We start from the raw sequence: 18,555 nt of genomic DNA, 5'->3' as shown, positions 1-18,555 counted from the left end.
CCGTGCGGGGCAAGATCATGACGAAACGATCCCCGCTTCCGCCGGCAGCGTTGCCGCCGTCCAGGGGGTGCTGTCCGCCGGGTTCAGATCCCAGCTCGAATAGATGGCGCTAGCCATGTCGGCTGAGGGCGTTCCCGGCGCCGCGTCGTAATCCACTCCTCCCATCCGAAGGAAGCCCGCGACGCCCGTCGGGCCGGCCGTGCCGAGCTGGGCCAGCTGCTTGACGTGCACACCCGCGATGGTCGTGGCCGCAACCGGGCCCGTCGGACCCGCGAGCGAGAAGGAAAGCCGCTGGCCGGCGATATCGCTCGCCACGCGGGTGACGATATCATCGTCCTTGATCGCTTCGATCCCGCCCGAGAAACCATCGTAGGTCGCGACCAGATCGGGCGTGCGCCGTGCGAAGCGTCGACCGATCGTGGAGACCCCATCGAGCACCGCGATATGGGCGTAATACCAGGTGGCCGTGGTGAAGTTGTCGAAGAGATGCAGATTGCGCCAGAGGCAGTGCACGGGACGGCCCTTTCCGCCGGCGTTGGCAGAGGTCGCCGTGCTGTAGAGCACGCCATCGACGTAGAACTCGATTGTGATGTTCGCGCCTACGGCGATCTTCACGTCAATCCAGTAGGTCTGGTTCGTCGCTGCAATGAAGGTCGAGGCACCATCGACGTTGGTATCCCCCGTCACCATGGCGCGGTAGCGATCGTCGTCGCGCTCGGTGCGGATCATCCCGATCTGGCGGCTCTGGCTGTCGGAGAACTCGAGAAAGAGGCCGTCCTGAGCGATCCACGCTGCGTTGGTCGAGGGTGCCCGATAGCGAAACCCGAGCCAGACATCTCCGGTGGGCTCGCGCCATCGCGCTGAAAACGGGATTGGCGTCCCGTTGGTCGTGGAGATCTTGATGCAGTTCACGTCATAGGCCGGATCGAACCCGACCGCGTCGGTGCTGATGAGACCTGCCACGCCGGAGAGGTCGCTGACCTGGTGGCCAAGATGGAGGATATGGGTCATGGGATTACCTCGATGAAGATATCGACACGGGCGGAGACCAGCCGCGCGTCTCGTCCGAGTTCGTGGAAAACATCGACACGCGCTGACACGAGGCGAGCGTCGCGACCGAGTTCATGGAAGACATCGGCCCGGTCTTGTCACACAAAACCGGCTTGAGGCGGGCTGATCGGTTTCGTAGCCTTGCCGGATGACAAAACGCAGTCCCTTTCGCTACTTCAAGACAAGTCCGGAAATCATTCGCCTGGCCGTCATGATGTATATCCGGTTTCCGCTATCACTCAGGAACGTTGAAGATCTCCTGCACGAGCGCGGCATCGACGTCAGCCATGAAACGGTTCGGTTCTGGTGGAACAGATTTGGCCCGATGTTTGCCGCCGAAATCCGGCGCAATCGGGCAAGCCGGATGCGCTCGCACTCGAACTGGCAGTGGCATCTGGATGAGGTTTTCGTGAAAATCAACGGCGAGGCACATTACCTGTGGCGGGCTGTGGATCACGAAGGCGAGGTGCTGGAAAGCTACGTCACCAAGCGCCGGGATCGCAAATCTGCATTGAAATTCCTCAGGAAATCAATGAAACGCCATGGCAATCCAAGAGTGATCGTGACGGATAAACTTCGCTCCTATGGCGCCGCGATGAAGGTCATTGGCAATGCGCCCAAGCAAGAAACGGGTCGCTGGCAGAACAACAGGGCCGAGAATTCTCACTTGCCGTTTCGACGACGGGAACGGGCGATGCTCCGCTTTCGGCAGATGCGAAGTTTGCAGAAATTTGTCGCCGTCCATTCATCAGTTCACAACCATTTCAACCAGGAACGCCACCTCTACTCACGCGACAATTTCAAGCTGAACCGCGCCGCCGCTCTCGCCGAGTGGCGCGACCTCTGCGCTGCCTGATATCGGGTGGGTTCGGGTAAACTGAGACTGGTTCGCATTCGTCTGACAGCACCGGGCCGGGTGTTCGACTGACCCAATAGAAAATCATTCCAAGCAATCAATTTCGGGGCTACCGTCAAAGCAAGTAACCTTTTTTGAGGTTGGTTTTGCTTGACGAGAGTGCACTGGGGCCCGGTTTTCCCGAATGGACAGAACTTGGGCAGGAGACGGGTCTTGATCCACTTGGGATGCAGCGACCAATCGAGGTCGTCTATCAATCCCTTTTGCCGGGCATCAGCACCATCACGCTTCGACTTCGCTACTATTCGTTTTTTCCCTGGCTTCTGGAGTCGTATGCGCGACGCAATGGAAGCACCGATATGCAGGAGTTTCGGTTCTTTCAACGAAAGGCGGAAGCTCTCTATGCGCTACTCTGTGCCCATGGTGACTATGAGCTCGGCATCGCCGGGATACTCTGGGCCGGTCGGGAACTGCAGGTTATGGCCGAAGAAGCCGATCCGAATGCAATAGTTGATTTCTCGTCAGCCGCAGACCCGGATTCCCGCCAGAACCGCTACCTTGAGAACAAGGGGGGTGCATTTGGCGGGATCTACGCCAGCCAGCTTCGTGAGATGGGCTTGGTGCGCGTCGATGACCCCAACATACCCATTCCGTATTGTACAAATGCTGCGATGGACCTGGCAGACGCCATGTCTGATCAGCTTGGCGATCTCGCAGAAGTCTTTCTCAGCGCTGTTGAGAAGGGCCAGGTAACGATTGAAGCACTCGACCGGCTTGCGCTGATGAAACCGTCGAGAGTGCCCGCCGACAGCGTCGAGCAAGAGGCGCTGGCTGCCGTCTTGATGGGACGACAGCAGATCGCGCGTGAGCCGGATGTCATGAGGCGCCAAACGCTCATTGAACTGCTGCGGTTAGCCGGCGAGCTAAAAAGAATTCCGCGGGCCGATGACGCGAAGTGGGCATGGTTGAATGAGGGAAATTCAAAAGAGACCGACCGCATCGATGTTCTCGGGCTTTGGTCTCTGTATCAAGCCAGCGACCTTTGCCGCCTCGCATATGAAGGCTTTCTGTCGGCAGCGCTTCAGTCGCTCGAGGCCGCCCCGTACCGCAGGAAAACACTTCGCGAGATTGTCGCCGATCTGATCGAGCCAACCGATTTGGAAAATACCACAACGCTCGCAGAATATCTGCGGAATCAGACGGCAGACGAAGAACCGGAAACCGTGGCGAAGCAGGCTGCTTCCGAACTTCTGGAGGCTGAAAAGACTTGCGACGTCGACGGTGAGGTCAGAGCGTCCATTCGTCTGCTTTCGGCGCTTTGGAGAAAGAGCTCGGATTATTCGAATTCCGTTCTCAGACGGCTCCGCTCGGCCGATCACTTTCAGTCGTATGCTACCGAGATACGCTTTCTTGAGCAGCGAATGTCGACACCGGCAAGATCCGCATTTGAGGAGATGATTTCCTCTCGCGTGATCAAGCGCCATCTGTGGGTGGCTTCGCGCAAGTTCCGCAATCAGAAGGCCTATACATTCCTCATGGAGCCGGACGACGGCCAGTTGCGCTTCCGCAGCCGGTTTTCCGTGTCTCCCAGCAGTCCACGGATCGATCAGGCAGTTCAGTTTCTGCACGACGCAAAATTGTTGGACGACAAAGGCCCAACGCCCCTTGGACTTGCTGAAATCGAGAGTCAATGAAGTATTACGAAGCTTTCTCGGGAAGTGGATACGACTCCGCTTTCATGACGACCTACGCCTTCTCGGCGCAGGCATTTGAAGATGTGCCGTTCCCGAGGCTGCGGGGTGGCGGATGCCGGAACATCACCGTTCTGGCGGACCGCGGAATGCTCAACATGAGCTTTGATGAGTTCGGACCGCCACGCTATGCCGGCACACTCTACCATGTGGTGAAGGCCACGATGCCTGGCGCCTTCCACCCCAAGATCACTCTTTTGGCAGGTGCCGCGAAGGGCCGGCTGATGATCGGTTCCGCAAACCTGACTGGATTGGGTCTTGGCGGAAATCGAGAATTGGTCGCCGATCTTGCCTACACCGCAGACAACCCTGAATTCATCCCGCTCTTCGGACAGGCAATGCGGTACATAGCGCGCCACGTGCCCAACGACGATCCGTGGTTTTCCTCGGCACTTGACCGAGCCTTGAGGCACGCATCTTGGCTGCGAACAGCCATGGCCGACGAAACCATGACCGACCGCGACGACATCCGTCTGATCATCGACCGTCCCGAGGACACCATTCTTGATCAGATCGCAGCCAGTATCGGTACTGACCCGATCCGCCGCCTCATTGTCCTGTCGCCTTATTGGGACGAAAGACTGGAAGGATTGAGACGCCTACGGTCGGTCCTGGGGATGCCGCCAACGGACATCCTTATTCAACCCGCTGCAGGCCTGTTTCCCGTTGAAAACCTCGGAAGGCATGAGAATCTGCGCATCTTCAATGCTGGGTCTGAGCGCTCGTCGCGCTTCACTCACGCCAAGCTCATTGTGGCCCTTGGTGAAGAGTCGGATCATGTGATCTCAGGCAGCATGAATTGCTCGACCCCTGCATTGCTTGGATCTGCCGATGTCCCGGGCAATGCCGAGGCCGGGATTTACAAACGCGTTCCAATCGGCACGGCGCTGGCAGCGCTCGACCTGGAGGGATACGAAGAAAACCCCGTCAGCCTGTCAGATTTGCCTGCACGCGAAGAGCGGGAGCGACCCGCATCTGTAGAAGTATTGCCCGCCGATGCAGGCAATTTCGAACTCCGTGGTGGAGAATTGGTCTGGCGCCCCCCGAACGATGGTGCGCTGGATGCTTCCGAAATCAGGTTGTTTGACCGCGACTACCAGGAACTGACGCAGGTACTTCAAATCGAAACCGGCGGAAACAACAGGTGGGCCATCGATCCTGATCTCCGACGCCCGAGGGTCGCACGCCTCGTTGGCCACGCCGGAACCTGGTCTGCACCAGCCTCAATCGTTGATCTTGAGATACTGTCGTCCTCCACGCTTCCTGTCCGAAGGGGGCGGAAGCGAACGCTTGTCGATAGCCTAGCCGAGCTCGACCAGGAAGATCTGACAATTTTAGAAGCTCTCAACGAACTGGAGATGCTCGAGGAATCCGAGCAGAGCAGGAACTCGGGCATCGTGTCATCCCGCAGCGTGACGCCGACTACGCAGACCGACACAGAGCAGTCCCATCAAGTGCTGCCCTACGAGGCGTTCGTGGCTGCACGCAATCGATCAAGAGCAGAGAAGGACACACAGACGGCGTGGTCTCGCACGCGCGAGGATGACCCGGCCGGGATGATCAATGCCTGCCTTAACCGCCTCATCGGCCTTGTATCTGAAGATCTGTCAGAAGACGAAGAACGCGCCATGCTGGAAGACGCAGCCACCGACCTGCGAACTACCGAACCGGCCAAGGCTGAGGATACAGATGCCGAAGGGCTGAATTCTGCTGACAATACAACCAATCCAGCTCGGCGAGCTCACGTCACAGCAACAGCCAAGAAGTATGTCGACGCTGTGAAGGCCTTTGAGAAGCGAACAACGGCGCTCAAGTGCAGCCCCATAACAACAGCTGAACTGGTTCGCTTGCGCGCCCTCCTGCAAATCGTCTTGGCTGGGGCGATGCCCGTTGCCGGACAAGCAAAAGACCATCAGGTGCTTCCATTGGAAACGAAGGATAGCACTGAGTGGCCGCGTCTGATTGGGCGATTGCTGCGCCAGCATTTTGGGACGATCCGCGCGCTACAGTCCCTTCAGGTCGAAGACGATGAGAGCGAGCACACGCGGGTTCTGGATTACCTCGCAACGGCGAAATTCGCAGCACAGATGGCCGTTCGAGGGGCTCAGGCCAGTCGGTCGCTTGCTCCGATTCAGAAAGCCCTCGGCGCGCTCACTGCAGACCTGGAAACTCAGATCAAGGCGATCGCCTCCGCCGACGAAGCTGACCTCGCCCGGCTGCAAGAACTGGACGCCAAACTGGCCTCGCGGTTTGGACCAGCGCTCGGGATATGAAACTGACTTCGCGCCCCGCATCTGCCGTCAGCATCACGTTGGTTGATGACCAACTGCGCCTCTCCGGTGTTACGGCTTTGTTCCCCACGAAGGGGATGGACACAAGGGGCGAAGTTTTGGCGGGGTTAAAACTCAGGTCATTGGAAAAACGAGGGAAAATCCGACCGAACCGATTTCGGCGAGGTTCGCTCGAACAGAGACGGAGCGCCGTTCAGAGCCCGGAATAGGCCCGGCGCGCGGCCTCAGAGGTTCGCATGGGAGTAGCAAAGCCCTTTGAAAACACGACTATTTCCGCGCCGCGATAGGCGCCTGTCGGTGTTCGCAACAGGGATTGTGGCGGAGTGGAAGGGATTCGAACCCTCGAGACGGTTTCCCGTCTGCACCCTTAGCAGGGGTGTGCCTTCGACCACTCGGCCACCACTCCGCCTGCCGCTCTATCAGGGGTAGGGGGGGCGAAACAAGGGCAAAGTCATGCTGTGTCTCGTGAAATATCCAGTGCGCGCCGACGGGCAATAGGGGGGCGACCATCGATGGCGAGGTCGTGATTTCCACGTGCTGTCCGGGACACGACCTTGCCCTTGGAAATCACCGCAAGCCGGGCAGGCCGCAGTCGCAGCGCCTCGGTCGGGCTGCCTGCGTCCAGGAGCACCAGTGATGCCTTCGCTCCGGGGCGTATTCCGTAGCCGTCGAGGTTCATGATCCGAGCGTTGCCCTCGGTCACCATGTCGAAGCATTTCGCCATCTCGGCCGGATGGGTCATCTGCGCGACGTGCAACCCCATGAAGGCAACGTCCAGCATGTCGGCGGTGCCAAGCGAATACCAGGGGTCGAGGACGCAATCCTGCCCCCAGCCCACAGTGATGCCGAGGCCCAGCATCTCTTTCACGCGGGTCAGTCCCCTGCGCTTGGGGAAAGTATCGTGACGACCCTGCAGCGTGATGTTGATCAGGGGGTTGGGGATCGCCGTCATGCCGCTTTCTGCGATCAGCGGCAGCAGTTTCGAGACGTAGTAGTTATCCATCGAGTGCATCGAGGTCAGGTGGCTGCCTGCCGCGCGTGCGCCAAGGCCGTGGCGCGTGACCTCGGCCGCGAGTGTTTCAACGTGACGGCTCATGGGGTCGTCGGTTTCGTCACAGTGCAGGTCCAGCATCAGCCCGCGGTCGGCGGCGATGCGCGCCAGGTCCCGTACGCTGTCGCGGCCGTCCTCCATCGTGCGTTCGAAATGCGGGATGCCGCCCACAACGTCGACACCCATGTCGAGCGCGCGGATCAGGTTTTCGCGCCCGGTCGTGGTGCGATAAAGCCCGTCCTGGGGAAAGGCCACGAGCTGCAGGTCGATGTAGTCCGCGACCCTGCGCTTGACCTCAAGCATCGCGGTGACGCCCCGCAAGTGGTCGGGGGTCGTGTCCACATGGGTGCGGATCGCCAGAAGGCCCATTCCAACCGCCCAGTCGCAATAGGCGAGCGCGCGTTCCACCATCTCTTCCACTGTCGCGATTTCCCGCAGCTCTCCCCAAAGCGCGATGCCCTCCAGGAGCGTGCCCGAAGCGTTTACGCGCGGCAGCCCGTAGGAAAGTGTCGCGTCCATGTGGAAATGGGGGTCCACGAAGGGTGGGCAGACAAGATCGCCCGTCGCATCGATCACCTCGCGCGCCTCGGCGTCCTCAAGCAGCTCGACCGCGGCGATCCGGTCGCCCTTGATCCCGATGTCGGTGACGCGGCCATCGGGCAGGGTGCCGCCCTTCACGATCAGATCGAACATCACCTTTCCCCCTTGTTGTAGGGCACCATGAGCGCCGCAGGAACCTCGGCTCGCCGCGACATCAGGATCAGCGCCAGGATCGAAAGCGCGAAGGGCATCATCAGGAAGACCTGGTAGGGCACATGCGCGCCGATCGGCGTCTGCTGGAGCCTGATCTGCAGCGCGTCGAATGCGGCGAAAAGGATCGCGCCCAACAGCGATTTCCAGGGCTTCCAGGCGCCGAACACTACCAGCGCGATGCAGATCCATCCGCGCCCGTTCACCATCTCGAAGAAGAAGGAATTGAAGGCCGACATCGTCAGGAACGCCCCCCCGACCGCCATGAGCCCGGATCCTGCCATGACCGCGCCGATCCGAAGGCCGGTGACGGACAATCCCTGCGCCTCGACCGAGGCCGGGTTTTCGCCGACCGCGCGCAGAGCAAGGCCGAGCGGCGTCCGGTGAAGGGTGAACGCCACCGCCGCGACTGTCGCGAAAGCGAGGTAGGTCAAGGGGGACTGGCTGAACAGCGCCGGGCCGACCAGCGGCAGGTCTGACAGAACTGGAACCGGCCATTCCGCAAAGGCCTCGATCCGTGGGGGCGAGGTTACCTCGGGCAGGGCGAGGCGGTAGGTGAAATAGGTCATCGAGGTCGCAAGCAGCGTGACGCCCAGGCCCACGACATGCTGCGACAGGCCGAAGGGCACCGTCAGCATGCCGTGCAGCGCGCCGAACGCCATCCCGATCAGAAGCGCCATCAAGACCCCGGCTGGCAGAGGCATGCCCGCGTAGACCGCGAACCAGCCGGTGAAGGCGCCCGCGATCATGATCCCCTCGATGCCCAGATTCAGGACGCCTGCGCGTTCGCAGATCAGCTCGCCCATCGTGGCGAAGATCAGCGGGCTCGCGATGCGGATTGCCGCGGCCCAGAAGGTTGCCGACAGAAGGATGTCGAGGATCTCCATCAGCCCCTCCTGACCCTCACCCGCGCCAGAAGCAGCGCGAGCACCATGAACAGAAGCGACGCAGCCAGCAGCGCATCGGCGATGTAGGTGGGCACGCCAATCGCCCGGCTCATGGAATCCGCGCCGACGAAGACGCCTGCGACAAACAGCGCGGACACCACCACGCCCAAAGGGTTCAGCAAGGCCAGCATCGCGACGATGATCCCGGTGTAGCCGAAGCCCGGCGACAGATCGAGCGTCAGGCTTCCTTTCAGGCCCGCGACCTCGGACCAGCCCGCAAGCGCGGCCAGCCCGCCCGATAGAAGCGCGGTCTTGATCATGATGCGGCCGACGGGCAGCCCGGCAAAGCGCGCGGCCGTTGGGTTCAGGCCGACGGCGCGCATTTCGTATCCGAGCGTGGTGCGGGTCTGGACGATCCAGACGCCCGCGGCCGCGATCAGCGCCAGGAGGAAGCCCCAGTGCAGCCTCAGACCATCCGCGATCCGGGGCAGCCGCGCGTCAGCGATCAGTCTTTGCGACTTGGGCCATCCCATGCCCGCAGGATCCTTCATCGGCCCTTCCAGCAGGTAGGACACGAACAGGAGCATGATGAAATTGAACAGCAGCGTGGTCACGACCTCATCCACGCCGAAGCGAAGTTTCAGCGTCGCGGGGCCCAGCAGCACCAGCGATCCTGCGACCGCGGCAGCCAGTGCGGACAGGGGTAGAAGAAGCGGCCAGGGCAGGGCGACCGCGCCGGTGCCCAGAAGCACGGCGATTATTGCGCCCGCGTAAAGCTGCGCCTCGGCGCCGATGTTCCACAGCTTCGCGCGAAACGCGACCGCGACCGCGAGCCCGGTGAAGATCAACGGCGTCGCGCGGTTCAGCGTTTCCAGAAGCGCGAATTTCGACCCCGCCGCGCCCTTTATCATCAGCCCCAGCACCACCAGCGGATCGGCGCCTGCCGCCATTGCCAGCGCCATCGCAAAGGCCAACGTCGCCGCAAGCGCCGCAGCAGGAAAGCCCAGTGTCCGGCCGAGGCCGGGGTCTGCAATCGGCTCAAGCCGCATGATCAGATCTTTCGAACCCGTGCCCGGCCATCCACACGCCCAGCTGCGCGGGTGTCATCGCGCCCCGCGCAAAGCCGGGGGACAGCCTGCCCTCGGAGATCACGTGGATCACGTCCGACAGCGCCATGACCTCGTCCAGGTCCTCGGAAATCAGCAGAACCGCCGCGCTCTCGTCGCGCGCTTGCAGAAGGCGCTGGTGAACATAGGTCACAGCCCCGATGTCGAGCCCGCGGACCGGCTGGTTCGCCAGGATGATCTTCGGCCCGCGCTCAAGAACGCGGCCCAGGATCAGCTTTTGCATGTTGCCCCCCGACAGAAGCCGGATGCGGGTGGCGGGGCCTGGGCAGCGCACGTCGTATCTTGCGATGATATCCTGTGCGAAGCCCTCCGCCGCGCGCCAGTCCATCCAGCCTTTCCGGCTGAACTTCGCATCGCCGTAGCTTTCCAGGATCGCGTTTTCCGTCAGCGTGAAATCCGCGACGGTGCCGGTCGTGTGCCGGTCCTCGGGGATGCGCGCCACGCCCGCATCGACCGCCTGGCGGGGTGACCAGCCCTCGACGCTTGCGCCGTCCAGCGTCATCTCGCCCTTGTCCGGCAACTCCAGGCCTCCGATCAGGGCGGCCAGCGCCGCCTGGCCGTTGCCCGACACGCCGGCAAGCCCTGTGATCTGGCCCGCGCGCAGGTCGAGCGTCACGTTCCGCAGACCCGTGACGTTGCCTCGCGCGGGTGTGGACACGCCTTTCAGGGCCAGCAGCACAGGGCCTGGCGCGTGTGGCCTGACCTCAAGCTCGGCCACCTCGGCGCCGACCATCATTGTCGCCAGTTGATGCTTGTCCGTGTCGGCGGTCCGAACCTCGCCCACCAGCTTGCCGTGGCGCAGGACCAGCACGCGCGACGAAATCGCCATCACCTCGTGCAGCTTGTGACTGATGAAGATGACGGACATGCCGCGCGCGACGGCCTTCTTCAGCGTCGCGAACAGGTCGTCCGCCTCCTGCGGGGTCAGAACGGCGGTCGGTTCGTCCAGGATGAGGATGCGCGCATCGCGGTAGAGCGCCTTGAGGATCTCGACCCGCTGCCGTTCGCCCACGCTCAGGTTGCCAACGCGCGCGTCCGGATGAACGGCCAGCCCGAAATCGCGCGACAGGTCTTCGACACGCTTGCGTGCCGCCGCGCGGCTTCGGCCCATCCGCCACAGCGGCTCCGTTCCCAGCGTGATGTTTTCTGTCACCGTCAGGTTGTCGGCAAGGGTGAAGTGCTGGTGCACCATGCCCACGCCCGCGGCCAGAGCCGCGCGCGGATTTCCGGGGGGCAAGGGGGCGCCGAACAATTTAACCGATCCTTCGTCGGCAGAGTAGTGGCCGAACAGGATGTTCATCAGCGTGGTCTTGCCCGCGCCGTTTTCGCCCAAAAGCGCGATCACCTCGCCCTCATGCAGGTCGAAGGTGATCGCGTCATTTGCCACAAGCGATCCGAACCGCTTCGTGATGCCCGAAAGGCGCAGGACGGCCCGCGCCTGCGCCTGCCCGCCCATCAGCCTGCGGTCGGTTCGCTGTCGTCGATCTCGACCGAGAAGCTGCCGTCCTTGATCGCCGCCTCGCGTTCCGCGACCAAAGCCATGGCCGCTTCGGGTACCTTGCCCTCGAACGTACCCAGGGGCGCGAGCGAACATCCGCCTTCCTTCATGTAGGAATAGACGCCGTAGTTGTCGGCGGTGAAGCTGCCGTCCTGTACCTTTGCCAGGGCGGCATTGAAGGACGGTTCGAAGTGCCACAGGGCCGAGGCGACGACGGTGTCGGGGTAATCGGCCTGCGTGTCGATCACGTTGCCGACGGCAAGCACGCCACGCTCCATCGCGGCGTCCGACACACCGAAGCGTTCGGCGTACATCACGTCCGCGCCCGCGTCGATCATCGCGAACGCGGTTTCCTTGGCCTTCGGGGGATCGAACCATGAGCCGATGAAGCTGACCTGGAACTTGGCGTCCGCCCGGGTTTCCCTGACGCCCGCCATGAAGGCGTTCATCAGACGGTTCACCTCGGGGATCGGAAAGCCGCCGACCATGCCGATGTTGCCGCTCTGGGTCATCGCGCCCGCGATGATGCCGGACAGGTAGGATGCGTCCTGGATGTAGTTGTCGAAGACGGCAAGGTTAGGATAGGCCGGGTCGTGCATGAAGCTGGACCCCATCAGGAAGGCCACTTCAGGATAATCGCCCACGACCTCGCGCGCCTCGTCCTCGACACCGAAGATTTCGCCCACGATCAGTTTCGCGCCGCCTTCGGCATATTCCCGCATCACGCGGGCGTAGTCGGTGTTCGCGGTGTTTTCCGAATAGGTGTAGGTTACCGCGCCGGCGTCCTGCTGGGACATCGCGGCCTTGTGGATGCGGCTGACCCACTGCTGTTCCACGGGGACGGTGTAGATGCCCGCCACGCTGACCGGCTCGGCGGCCAAGAGCCGCGAGGGCAGGCCGATAAGCCCGGTCGCGGTCAGCGCGCCGGTGGATTGAATCACCTTGCGGCGCGACAGCATCGCGCCCGCCTTGCTTTTGTTGGTCATGGTCATCCCCGCTGGTAATTTTTTACTATTTGGTCAAGGCCGGTCGATTCGGGCAAGTGCCTTTGCGACCCGGCCAGCATAGGTCGTGAACCACCCTCGGCCAAAGCTTCAGGATTTGTTCACTCCGTCTTGCGGCCGCCTGCGTCCAGGAACCAGTCTTCGGGGTAGGGATACCACCAGTCCTGCACCTGCGGCCTGTGATCCATGATCACCATCTTCGAGCGCCGGAAGGCATCCAGCCCTTGTCGACCCAGCTCACGTCCCAGGCCGGACGCCTTCCAGCCACCGAAGGGCAGGGCGTCGTTGTCGATCAGGGGGTTGTTGACCCAGACCATCCCGGCCTCCAGCCGGTCCGCCGCTTCCATCGCCTCGTCAAGCCGGGTGGTGAAGACCGATGCCCCCAATCCGAAGGGTGACGCGTTCGCACGCTCGATCGCCTCGTCGAAATCCCTGACCCGCACGACCGAGGCGACCGGCCCGAAGCACTCTGTCTGCAGGATCTCCATATCCTCGGAACACCCGGTCAGGATGGTTGGTTCGTAGAACCATCCCTTGAGCAGGTCCGGTGGGATGCGTCCGCCCGTCACCACCGTCGCGCCCCGCGCGCGGGCGTCATCGACAAGACGGATGACCTTGGCGCGGGCGGCCTCGCTGACCAGCGGACCGATTTCCGACCGTTCCAGCCCATTTCCGATTCGCAACTTGCGGGTATGGCGCGCGAACGCGGCGATGAAGGCGTCATGGATCGCATCCACAACATAGAAGCGCTCGGCCGAGGTGCAGACCTGTCCCGACAGGTGGAACGCCGCGGTGACGGCGCCTGCCGCCGCGACGTCAAGCGGGGCGCTTTCGCAGACGATCAGGGGATCGCTGCCGCCGGCTTCGATCACGGCGGGCTTCATGGCCGCAGCCGCCGCGGACCCCACCGCGCGTCCCGCCGCGACCGACCCGGTAAAGGCGACGGCATGGGTCATGGGAGAGGCGATCAGCCCTGCCGCCACGTCGGCCCCACCCGGCAGGCAAGCGACAAGATCCGCCGGCAGGCCGCTGAAATGCTTCATGAACTCCAGTGTCGAAAGAGTTGTCGCCGGGGCAGGCTTGACCACGCAGCCGTTCCCTGCCGCCAGAGACGCGGCGACCGTCCAGCACATCAGCAGGATCGGGAAATTGAATGGCATGATGTGGACAGACACGCCGTAGGGTTCGTAGCGCGCATATTGGAACGATCCTTCCTGCGTCGTGCCCGCGACCTTGCCTGCCTCATCCCGCGCCATTTCGGCGTAGTAGCGGAAGATCGGGGCACAGTTCGCGATCTCTCCGATCGCCTCGGGGTAGGGCTTGCCCATTTCCCGGCTCATCAGGATCGCGGCGGGGCGGTGGTCCGCCGCCTCGATCCGGTTCGCGAGGTCATGCAGCGCCCTTGCCCGCGACTTGGCGTCCAGCCGCTTCCATCCAGCCTGCGCGGCGTTCACGGCGCGCAGGACAGTGACGGCCTCTTCTTCGGTCGTCTCGGCGATGCGGCCGACCTCATCCATCGTGGCAGGGTCGATGACCGGCGAGGACATGCCAGAAAGCGGCCGGTATCCGGGTGCAAGAAAAAAGGTGGGCGTGGCGGGATCGAAGGTCATCGGGCCTCAGCGGATCATGTAGACTTTCTTGATCGTCTCGTGGACGGTGCAGACGCCGATCCAGTCTCTCGGAAAGAAGGCGGCGGTATCCGGCGTGATTTCAATCACTTCCCCGCTTTCGTGAACGTAGGTGCAGCGCCCCTCGAGGAAGTGGCAGAATTCGTCGCGCGTGACATGGCAGACCCACTTTCCGGGCGTGCAGACCCAAAGGCCGCACTCGCTCTCGCCATTCGTCCCCTTGTGGATCACGCGGCCCGAGGTGCGGCTTTCCCCTTCCAGCATGGTCGGGATCACGCCCCAGTCCACCAGATCGGTCTGGCCAAGCGGGTCCTGAAGAAGCGATGCCCCTTCAGCGGCCTTAACCGGCTCGTCCGCGGTCAGCATGTAGCTGTTTCGGATCGTCTCGTGCACCGTGCACTCGCCGCTCCAGCCGCCGGGGTACATCACGGCGGTGCCCGGTCCGACCTCGACGACCTCACCCGTGTCGCTGACGCTCGTGGCGCGGCCTGTGACGAAGTAGCAGAATTCGTCCCGTGGCACCTTCAGCCGCCAGCGTCCGGGCGTACAGACCCAGATGCCGATTTCGGGGCGATTGTCCGGTCCCTTGTGAACCAGCCGCCCGGTCGAGTGCGATGCGCCCTCGATGGCGTCCGGTTGCGGGCCCCAGTCGATCAGATCGGTGCGGGTCGAGGCGGCGGAAAGATGGGGGGCGGAGGATGTCATTTGAGCAGCCCTTCCAGAAGCTTCGCTGCCTTTGCCGGCCCGCTTTGCGCCTGCATGTGTGCAGAGGTCGCCGCAAGCTTCGCCCCCATCGCCGGGTCGGAGATGCAGGTTTCCAGCTTTGCCAGAAGCTCCGCCTCGGTCCAGTCGTAGCGCGGCATCTTGAAGCCGTGGCCCGTTTCCTGCACGCGCGTCGCGTTGTCATGCCCGTCCCAGACGTAGGGCATGATGATCGCGGGCTTGCCGAAGTACAGGCACTCGGTGAACGAGTTGTTGCCGCCGTGGTGGATCACCGCGTCAACCTGCGGGATGACCGAGGGTTGCGGGAACCAGCCTGCAACTTTAACATTTTCTGGCAGATCACTGTATTCACTTTCATAATCTCCAATGTTTACCAGAGCCCGGAAGCGCGATCTCCCGATGGTCGCAATGATCCGCTTCAGAAGCTCGGTGTCGCCGGCGCCGAGTGATCCGAAGGAGACATAGATCAGCGGGCCGTCATTGTTCCTGGCGAAGGTCGGCACAGTATAGGGCTCTTCCTTGCGCACGCAGCCTTCGAGGTACTGAAAGCGGGAGGGGTCCAGCGGTTCCTTGCGGTGGAACTTCACCGGTTCCGGATAAAGCAGCAGGTTCAGATCGGGCGAGGCTTCGAAGAACTGGCCGATGGGGTAGGCGTCTTCGCCGCACTCGCCAAGGAAGGCGTTGAAGTCGTCGTGGATCGGCTTGATCACTTCGTTGAACCGGTCGCGGAAGGCCTTGTGGCAGGCAAAGTCCTTTTCGCCGCAGCCCGACAGGTGGGGCGGGATGCCCTCGTCCTCGATCTCGTTTTCAGAACACGAGATGACGCGGACCCACGGCACGCCGTATTGCTTGATCGCCGGGAACAGGATGACGTTGTCAACCGCAATGACGTCGGGCTTCACCTTGGCAAGCACACCCGGCAGATCCTTCTGCGCCCATTTTGCGCTGTCGACGATCGCTTCCCAGCAGTCTTTCACATAGTTGTCGATCTGGTCGATCGGGGACTTTCTGAAGTTCGGGATGTGGCCGTTGATGAAGTCCTCCCAGAACTTGGCCATCTGCTCGGGCGGCATCGGTTCTGACAGCGCCACCGGATGCGCCTCGAACCCGTAGCCCTGATACACTTCGACAAAGCCGGGATCCGAGAGGAACACCGCCTTGTGGCCCAACGCCTCGACCGCCTGGGCGATGCCGACGGAGTTGAGCGCGGGGCCGAATGCCGCTTCGGGAAAGAAGGCAAAGGTCTTCTGGGCCATGTTTGTCTCCTTGGTCTAATCGGTGAAGGTTCGTGTGTCGGCATCGTTCCAGCCGAGCGTGACGGTGTCGCCCTGGGCCACCGGTCGGCGATCCGCGGCCTCGGCTGTCAGGCGCACGACAAGAGGCGTGGGAGAAAGCCCGGTCGCGACATGCAGCATTAGGTCCAACCCGTGATATGCCCGCGCTGTGACCCGGCCCTCGACGGTGCGGTCGGCGGTATCGGGAAAAAGGCGGATGCGCTCGGGGCGGATCGCAATGGTCCGCCCCGCGCTGTTGATGAAGTTCATAACTCCGATGAAGTCTGCGGCATAACGGCTTGCAGGAGCTTCATAAACCTCGTGCGGGGTTCCCACCTGCAACAGCCGTCCGTCCTTGAGGATTGCGATGCGGTCGGCCATGACCAGCGCCTCTTCCTGATCGTGGGTGACGACGATGAAGGTTATGCCCACCTCGTCCTGCAACCGCTTCAGTTCCAGCTGCATCGCGGCCCGCAGTTTCTTGTCGAGCGCACCCAGCGGTTCGTCCAGAAGCAGCAGCCGGGGTCGTTTGACCAGTGCGCGCGCCAGTGCGACGCGCTGCCTTTGTCCGCCTGACAGCTGGTCGGGCTTGCGCCGCGCCATTTGGGAAAGCTCGGTGATCTCCATGATCTCGCCGACGCGGGTGGCGATCTCGGCCCTTGGTAGGCGCTCCATTTCAAGTCCGTAGGCGATGTTGCCCTCGACCGTCATGTGCGGGAACAGCGCGTAGGACTGGAACATCAGGTTTACGGGCCGGCGGTTCGGTGGCACATGAGCAATGTCGGCGCCGTCCAGGCAGATCGCGCCTTCCTCGGGCGTCTCGAAACCCGCGAGCATGCGCAGAAGCGTGGTCTTGCCTGACCCCGAAGCGCCGAGCAGAGCAAAGAACTCGTTCTCCCGGATGTCCAGCGAAAGCCGGTCCACCGCCGTCACGCGGCCAAACCGCTTGGTCACGCCGTCGATGGATAGAAGCGTCGTCACGGCGCGATCACCCCCTTGTTGAGCCGTTGGGAAAGCGTCAGCGCGGTGACCGACACGATCATCACCAGCGTCGCCAGCGCATTGATCTCTGGTGTGACGCCAAAGCGGATCATGGCGAAGATCTGCATCGGCAGCGTGACCGATGATCGGCCCGCGCCGGCGGTGAAGAAGGCGATGATGAATTCGTCGATCGAAAGCGTGAAGGCCAGCAGGGCGCCCGCGACGACGGCGGGCAGGATCAGCGGCAGCGTCACCCGGCGGAACGTCGTGAACGCCGAGGCACCAAGATCCAGCGATGCCTCGGCCACCGACCAGTCAAAGGTCTTCAGGCGTGCGCGCACCACGGCCGAGACGAAGGCAAGGTTGAAGACGACGTGGCTGACAATGATGGTGTGCAGCCCCATCGGCAGCTTGAGCAGAGAAAAGAAGGACAGCAGCGCGATGGCCAGCACGATGTCGGGGATGATCATGGGGGCGAAGACCAGCGCCTCAAGCGCGCGGCCCTTTCGGCGGCGGGTTTCTATGCCAAGCGCCAGCAGCGTGCCCAGGACCGTCGCGATCAGGGTCGAGACCGCGCCGACGATCAGCGTGTTGCCCGCCGCCGAAAGGATGTCGCCATTGGACAGCAAGGCGCCGTACCACTTGACCGAAAAGCCGGTCCAGGCGGTGGGAAGCCCGCCTTCATTGAAAGACAGCGCGACAAGAACGCCTATCGGTATGTAGAGGAAGGCGAAGACGGCGGCCAGAAGTGCCGCCAAGCTGCGCCGGGTGGCGAGGGGGCGTTCAGCCATCCAGAACCTCCCGCCTTTCACCCGCGCCCTTTTCCGCGGCCATCGCCTGCAGCGTGAGCAGCCCCAGCATGATCGCGATCAGCGCCATCGACAGCGCCGCGCCAAAGGGCCAGTCGTTCGCCGTGAGGAACTGGGCGTAGATCAGGTTGCCGATCATCTGGAACCGTCCGCCTCCCAGGAGTGCCGGCGTGATGAAGTTCCCGATGGAAAGGACAAAGACGAACACCGCGCCGGCGGCTATCCCGTGCAGGGTCATCGGCAGGATCACGCGGCGGAAGGTGGTAAAGGCGCTGGCGCCCAGATCGCGCGACGCCTCGGCCAGTTCCGGGTTCAGCCGGGAAAGGGGCGCATAGCAGGCGAGGATGACAAAGGGCAGGTAGTTGTAGACCAGCCCCACTATCACCGCGCCCTCGGTGTAAAGAAGCGAGGGCGGCTCCCCCTCGTATCCCATCATTCGCAGAAACTGGGTGATCAGTCCTTCGCGGTTCAGAAGAACGATCCAGGCATAGGTGCGGATCAGGTAGTTCGACCAGAAGGGCAGGACGGCCAGGAACAAGAGAAGCGGCTGGCGGTGACGGGGAGCGGCGGCAATGGCGTAGGCGGCGGCATATCCGATGACGACCGCGATCAGTGTCGCCGTACCCGCGATCCTGGCCGAGGTCAGGAAGATGCCCGCGTAGAGCGGGTCAAGAAGAAGCGCGAAATTTTCAAGGGTGAAGCTGTATTCGATCCCTCCGTAGATCCCGCGCCGGAAGAACCCCAAGGCAAGGATCAGCCCGCAGGGAATGACCATCAGCGCGGTCAGCCAGGCCAGAGCCGGAGCCATCAGCGCGGTCGAGCGGGCATTGGATGCGTTCACGAGCGGATTCCGGGTGAAAGGGCGGGCCAGTAGG

Annotated in this window: 15 protein-coding genes and 1 tRNA gene; 3 read left to right on the top strand and 13 right to left on the bottom strand. The window is 62.6% G+C overall.

What is annotated here, in order from left to right; translation table 11 throughout:
- Window positions 1-15: 15 nt before the first annotated feature.
- Window positions 16-1,011 (bottom strand): FscB, encoded by a 996-nt coding sequence (locus tag OEW28_RS10345; protein ID WP_263734682.1) that lies wholly within the window; start codon window positions 1,009-1,011, stop codon window positions 16-18.
- A gap of 187 nt (window positions 1,012-1,198) precedes the next feature.
- On the opposite strand from OEW28_RS10345, the gene OEW28_RS10340 reads away from it, so the two are divergent.
- The 3 genes from OEW28_RS10340 (at window position 1,199) to OEW28_RS10330 (ending at window position 5,930) form a co-directional block, all read left to right on the top strand.
- A complete protein-coding gene (locus tag OEW28_RS10340; RefSeq protein ID WP_263734681.1) occupies window positions 1,199-1,906 on the top strand; it encodes an IS6 family transposase in 708 nt (235 codons plus the stop codon).
- A 227-nt stretch (window positions 1,907-2,133) separates the two neighbouring features.
- On the top strand, window positions 2,134-3,600 hold the full coding sequence (locus OEW28_RS10335; protein WP_263734680.1) for a hypothetical protein: 1,467 nt from the start codon (window positions 2,134-2,136) through the stop codon (window positions 3,598-3,600).
- Window positions 3,601-3,644: 44 nt separating this feature from the next.
- Window positions 3,645-5,930 (top strand): phospholipase D-like domain-containing protein, encoded by a 2,286-nt coding sequence (locus OEW28_RS10330; protein WP_263734679.1) that lies wholly within the window; start codon window positions 3,645-3,647, stop codon window positions 5,928-5,930.
- Between the two features lie 334 nt (window positions 5,931-6,264).
- Here the strand turns inward: OEW28_RS10330 and OEW28_RS10325 are convergent.
- The 12 genes from OEW28_RS10325 to OEW28_RS10270 form a co-directional block, all read right to left on the bottom strand.
- Window positions 6,265-6,354 (bottom strand) — tRNA-Ser (locus OEW28_RS10325).
- Window positions 6,355-6,399: 45 nt separating this feature from the next.
- Window positions 6,400-7,692: an amidohydrolase family protein gene (locus OEW28_RS10320; RefSeq protein ID WP_263734678.1), complete on the bottom strand. Its 1,293-nt coding sequence runs from the start codon at window positions 7,690-7,692 to the stop codon at window positions 6,400-6,402.
- On the bottom strand, window positions 7,692-8,636 hold the full coding sequence (locus OEW28_RS10315) for an ABC transporter permease (RefSeq protein WP_263734677.1): 945 nt from the start codon (window positions 8,634-8,636) through the stop codon (window positions 7,692-7,694). Before OEW28_RS10315 ends, OEW28_RS10320 begins: the two co-directional genes overlap by 1 nt.
- Window positions 8,636-9,685, bottom strand: a complete 1,050-nt coding sequence (locus tag OEW28_RS10310; RefSeq protein WP_263734676.1) for an ABC transporter permease — start codon at window positions 9,683-9,685, stop codon at window positions 8,636-8,638. The genes OEW28_RS10315 and OEW28_RS10310 overlap by 1 nt, the downstream gene beginning before the upstream one ends.
- Window positions 9,675-11,219 (bottom strand): ABC transporter ATP-binding protein, encoded by a 1,545-nt coding sequence (locus tag OEW28_RS10305; protein ID WP_263734675.1) that lies wholly within the window; start codon window positions 11,217-11,219, stop codon window positions 9,675-9,677. The genes OEW28_RS10310 and OEW28_RS10305 overlap by 11 nt, the downstream gene beginning before the upstream one ends.
- Window positions 11,219-12,247 carry a BMP family protein gene (locus OEW28_RS10300; protein ID WP_263734674.1) on the bottom strand — a complete coding sequence of 343 codons (1,029 nt, stop codon included), beginning with the start codon at window positions 12,245-12,247 and terminating at the stop codon, window positions 11,219-11,221. Before OEW28_RS10300 ends, OEW28_RS10305 begins: the two co-directional genes overlap by 1 nt.
- Window positions 12,248-12,366: 119 nt before the next feature.
- Window positions 12,367-13,875, bottom strand: a complete 1,509-nt coding sequence (locus tag OEW28_RS10295) for an aldehyde dehydrogenase family protein (RefSeq protein WP_263734673.1) — start codon at window positions 13,873-13,875, stop codon at window positions 12,367-12,369.
- 6 nt (window positions 13,876-13,881) lie between these two features.
- Window positions 13,882-14,598, bottom strand: coding sequence for a cupin domain-containing protein (locus OEW28_RS18905; RefSeq protein ID WP_263734672.1), 717 nt, complete (start codon window positions 14,596-14,598; stop codon window positions 13,882-13,884).
- On the bottom strand, window positions 14,595-15,872 hold the full coding sequence (locus OEW28_RS10285; RefSeq protein ID WP_263734671.1) for a glycosyltransferase: 1,278 nt from the start codon (window positions 15,870-15,872) through the stop codon (window positions 14,595-14,597). Before OEW28_RS10285 ends, OEW28_RS18905 begins: the two co-directional genes overlap by 4 nt.
- Window positions 15,873-15,887: 15 nt before the next feature.
- The gene (locus OEW28_RS10280) at window positions 15,888-16,871 is read right to left on the bottom strand and encodes an ABC transporter ATP-binding protein (protein WP_263734670.1); all 984 of its coding nucleotides are present in this window, start codon (window positions 16,869-16,871) and stop codon (window positions 15,888-15,890) included.
- Entirely contained in the window at window positions 16,868-17,662 is a 795-nt protein-coding gene (locus OEW28_RS10275; protein WP_263734669.1) for an ABC transporter permease, read from the bottom strand. The genes OEW28_RS10280 and OEW28_RS10275 overlap by 4 nt, the downstream gene beginning before the upstream one ends.
- The gene (locus OEW28_RS10270; RefSeq protein WP_263734668.1) at window positions 17,655-18,521 is read right to left on the bottom strand and encodes an ABC transporter permease; all 867 of its coding nucleotides are present in this window, start codon (window positions 18,519-18,521) and stop codon (window positions 17,655-17,657) included. The genes OEW28_RS10275 and OEW28_RS10270 overlap by 8 nt, the downstream gene beginning before the upstream one ends.
- Between the last annotated feature and the right edge of the window lie 34 nt (window positions 18,522-18,555).

The organism is Albidovulum marisflavi (genome assembly GCF_025751435.1).
Classification (GTDB): domain Bacteria; phylum Pseudomonadota; class Alphaproteobacteria; order Rhodobacterales; family Rhodobacteraceae; genus Albidovulum; species Albidovulum marisflavi.
Note: the sequence above shows the minus strand (reverse complement) of the source record. Positions and strands in the feature narration are given on the sequence as shown.

Excerpts from the sequence above, each read along its gene's own strand:
- OEW28_RS10345 (WP_263734682.1), bottom strand. The coding sequence starts at position 1,011 with ATGACCCATATCCTCCATCTTGGCCACCAGGTCAGCGACCTCTCCGGC.
- OEW28_RS10340 (WP_263734681.1), top strand. The coding sequence starts at position 1,199 with ATGACAAAACGCAGTCCCTTTCGCTACTTCAAGACAAGTCCGGAAATC.
- OEW28_RS10335 (WP_263734680.1), top strand. The coding sequence starts at position 2,134 with ATGCAGCGACCAATCGAGGTCGTCTATCAATCCCTTTTGCCGGGCATC.
- OEW28_RS10330 (WP_263734679.1), top strand. The coding sequence starts at position 3,645 with ATGACGACCTACGCCTTCTCGGCGCAGGCATTTGAAGATGTGCCGTTC.
- OEW28_RS10320 (WP_263734678.1), bottom strand. The coding sequence starts at position 7,692 with ATGTTCGATCTGATCGTGAAGGGCGGCACCCTGCCCGATGGCCGCGTC.
- OEW28_RS10315 (WP_263734677.1), bottom strand. The coding sequence starts at position 8,636 with ATGGAGATCCTCGACATCCTTCTGTCGGCAACCTTCTGGGCCGCGGCA.
- OEW28_RS10310 (WP_263734676.1), bottom strand. The coding sequence starts at position 9,685 with ATGCGGCTTGAGCCGATTGCAGACCCCGGCCTCGGCCGGACACTGGGC.
- OEW28_RS10305 (WP_263734675.1), bottom strand. The coding sequence starts at position 11,219 with ATGGGCGGGCAGGCGCAGGCGCGGGCCGTCCTGCGCCTTTCGGGCATC.
- OEW28_RS10300 (WP_263734674.1), bottom strand. The coding sequence starts at position 12,247 with ATGACCAACAAAAGCAAGGCGGGCGCGATGCTGTCGCGCCGCAAGGTG.
- OEW28_RS10295 (WP_263734673.1), bottom strand. The coding sequence starts at position 13,875 with ATGACCTTCGATCCCGCCACGCCCACCTTTTTTCTTGCACCCGGATAC.
- OEW28_RS18905 (WP_263734672.1), bottom strand. The coding sequence starts at position 14,598 with ATGACATCCTCCGCCCCCCATCTTTCCGCCGCCTCGACCCGCACCGAT.
- OEW28_RS10285 (WP_263734671.1), bottom strand. The coding sequence starts at position 15,872 with ATGGCCCAGAAGACCTTTGCCTTCTTTCCCGAAGCGGCATTCGGCCCC.
- OEW28_RS10275 (WP_263734669.1), bottom strand. The coding sequence starts at position 17,662 with ATGGCTGAACGCCCCCTCGCCACCCGGCGCAGCTTGGCGGCACTTCTG.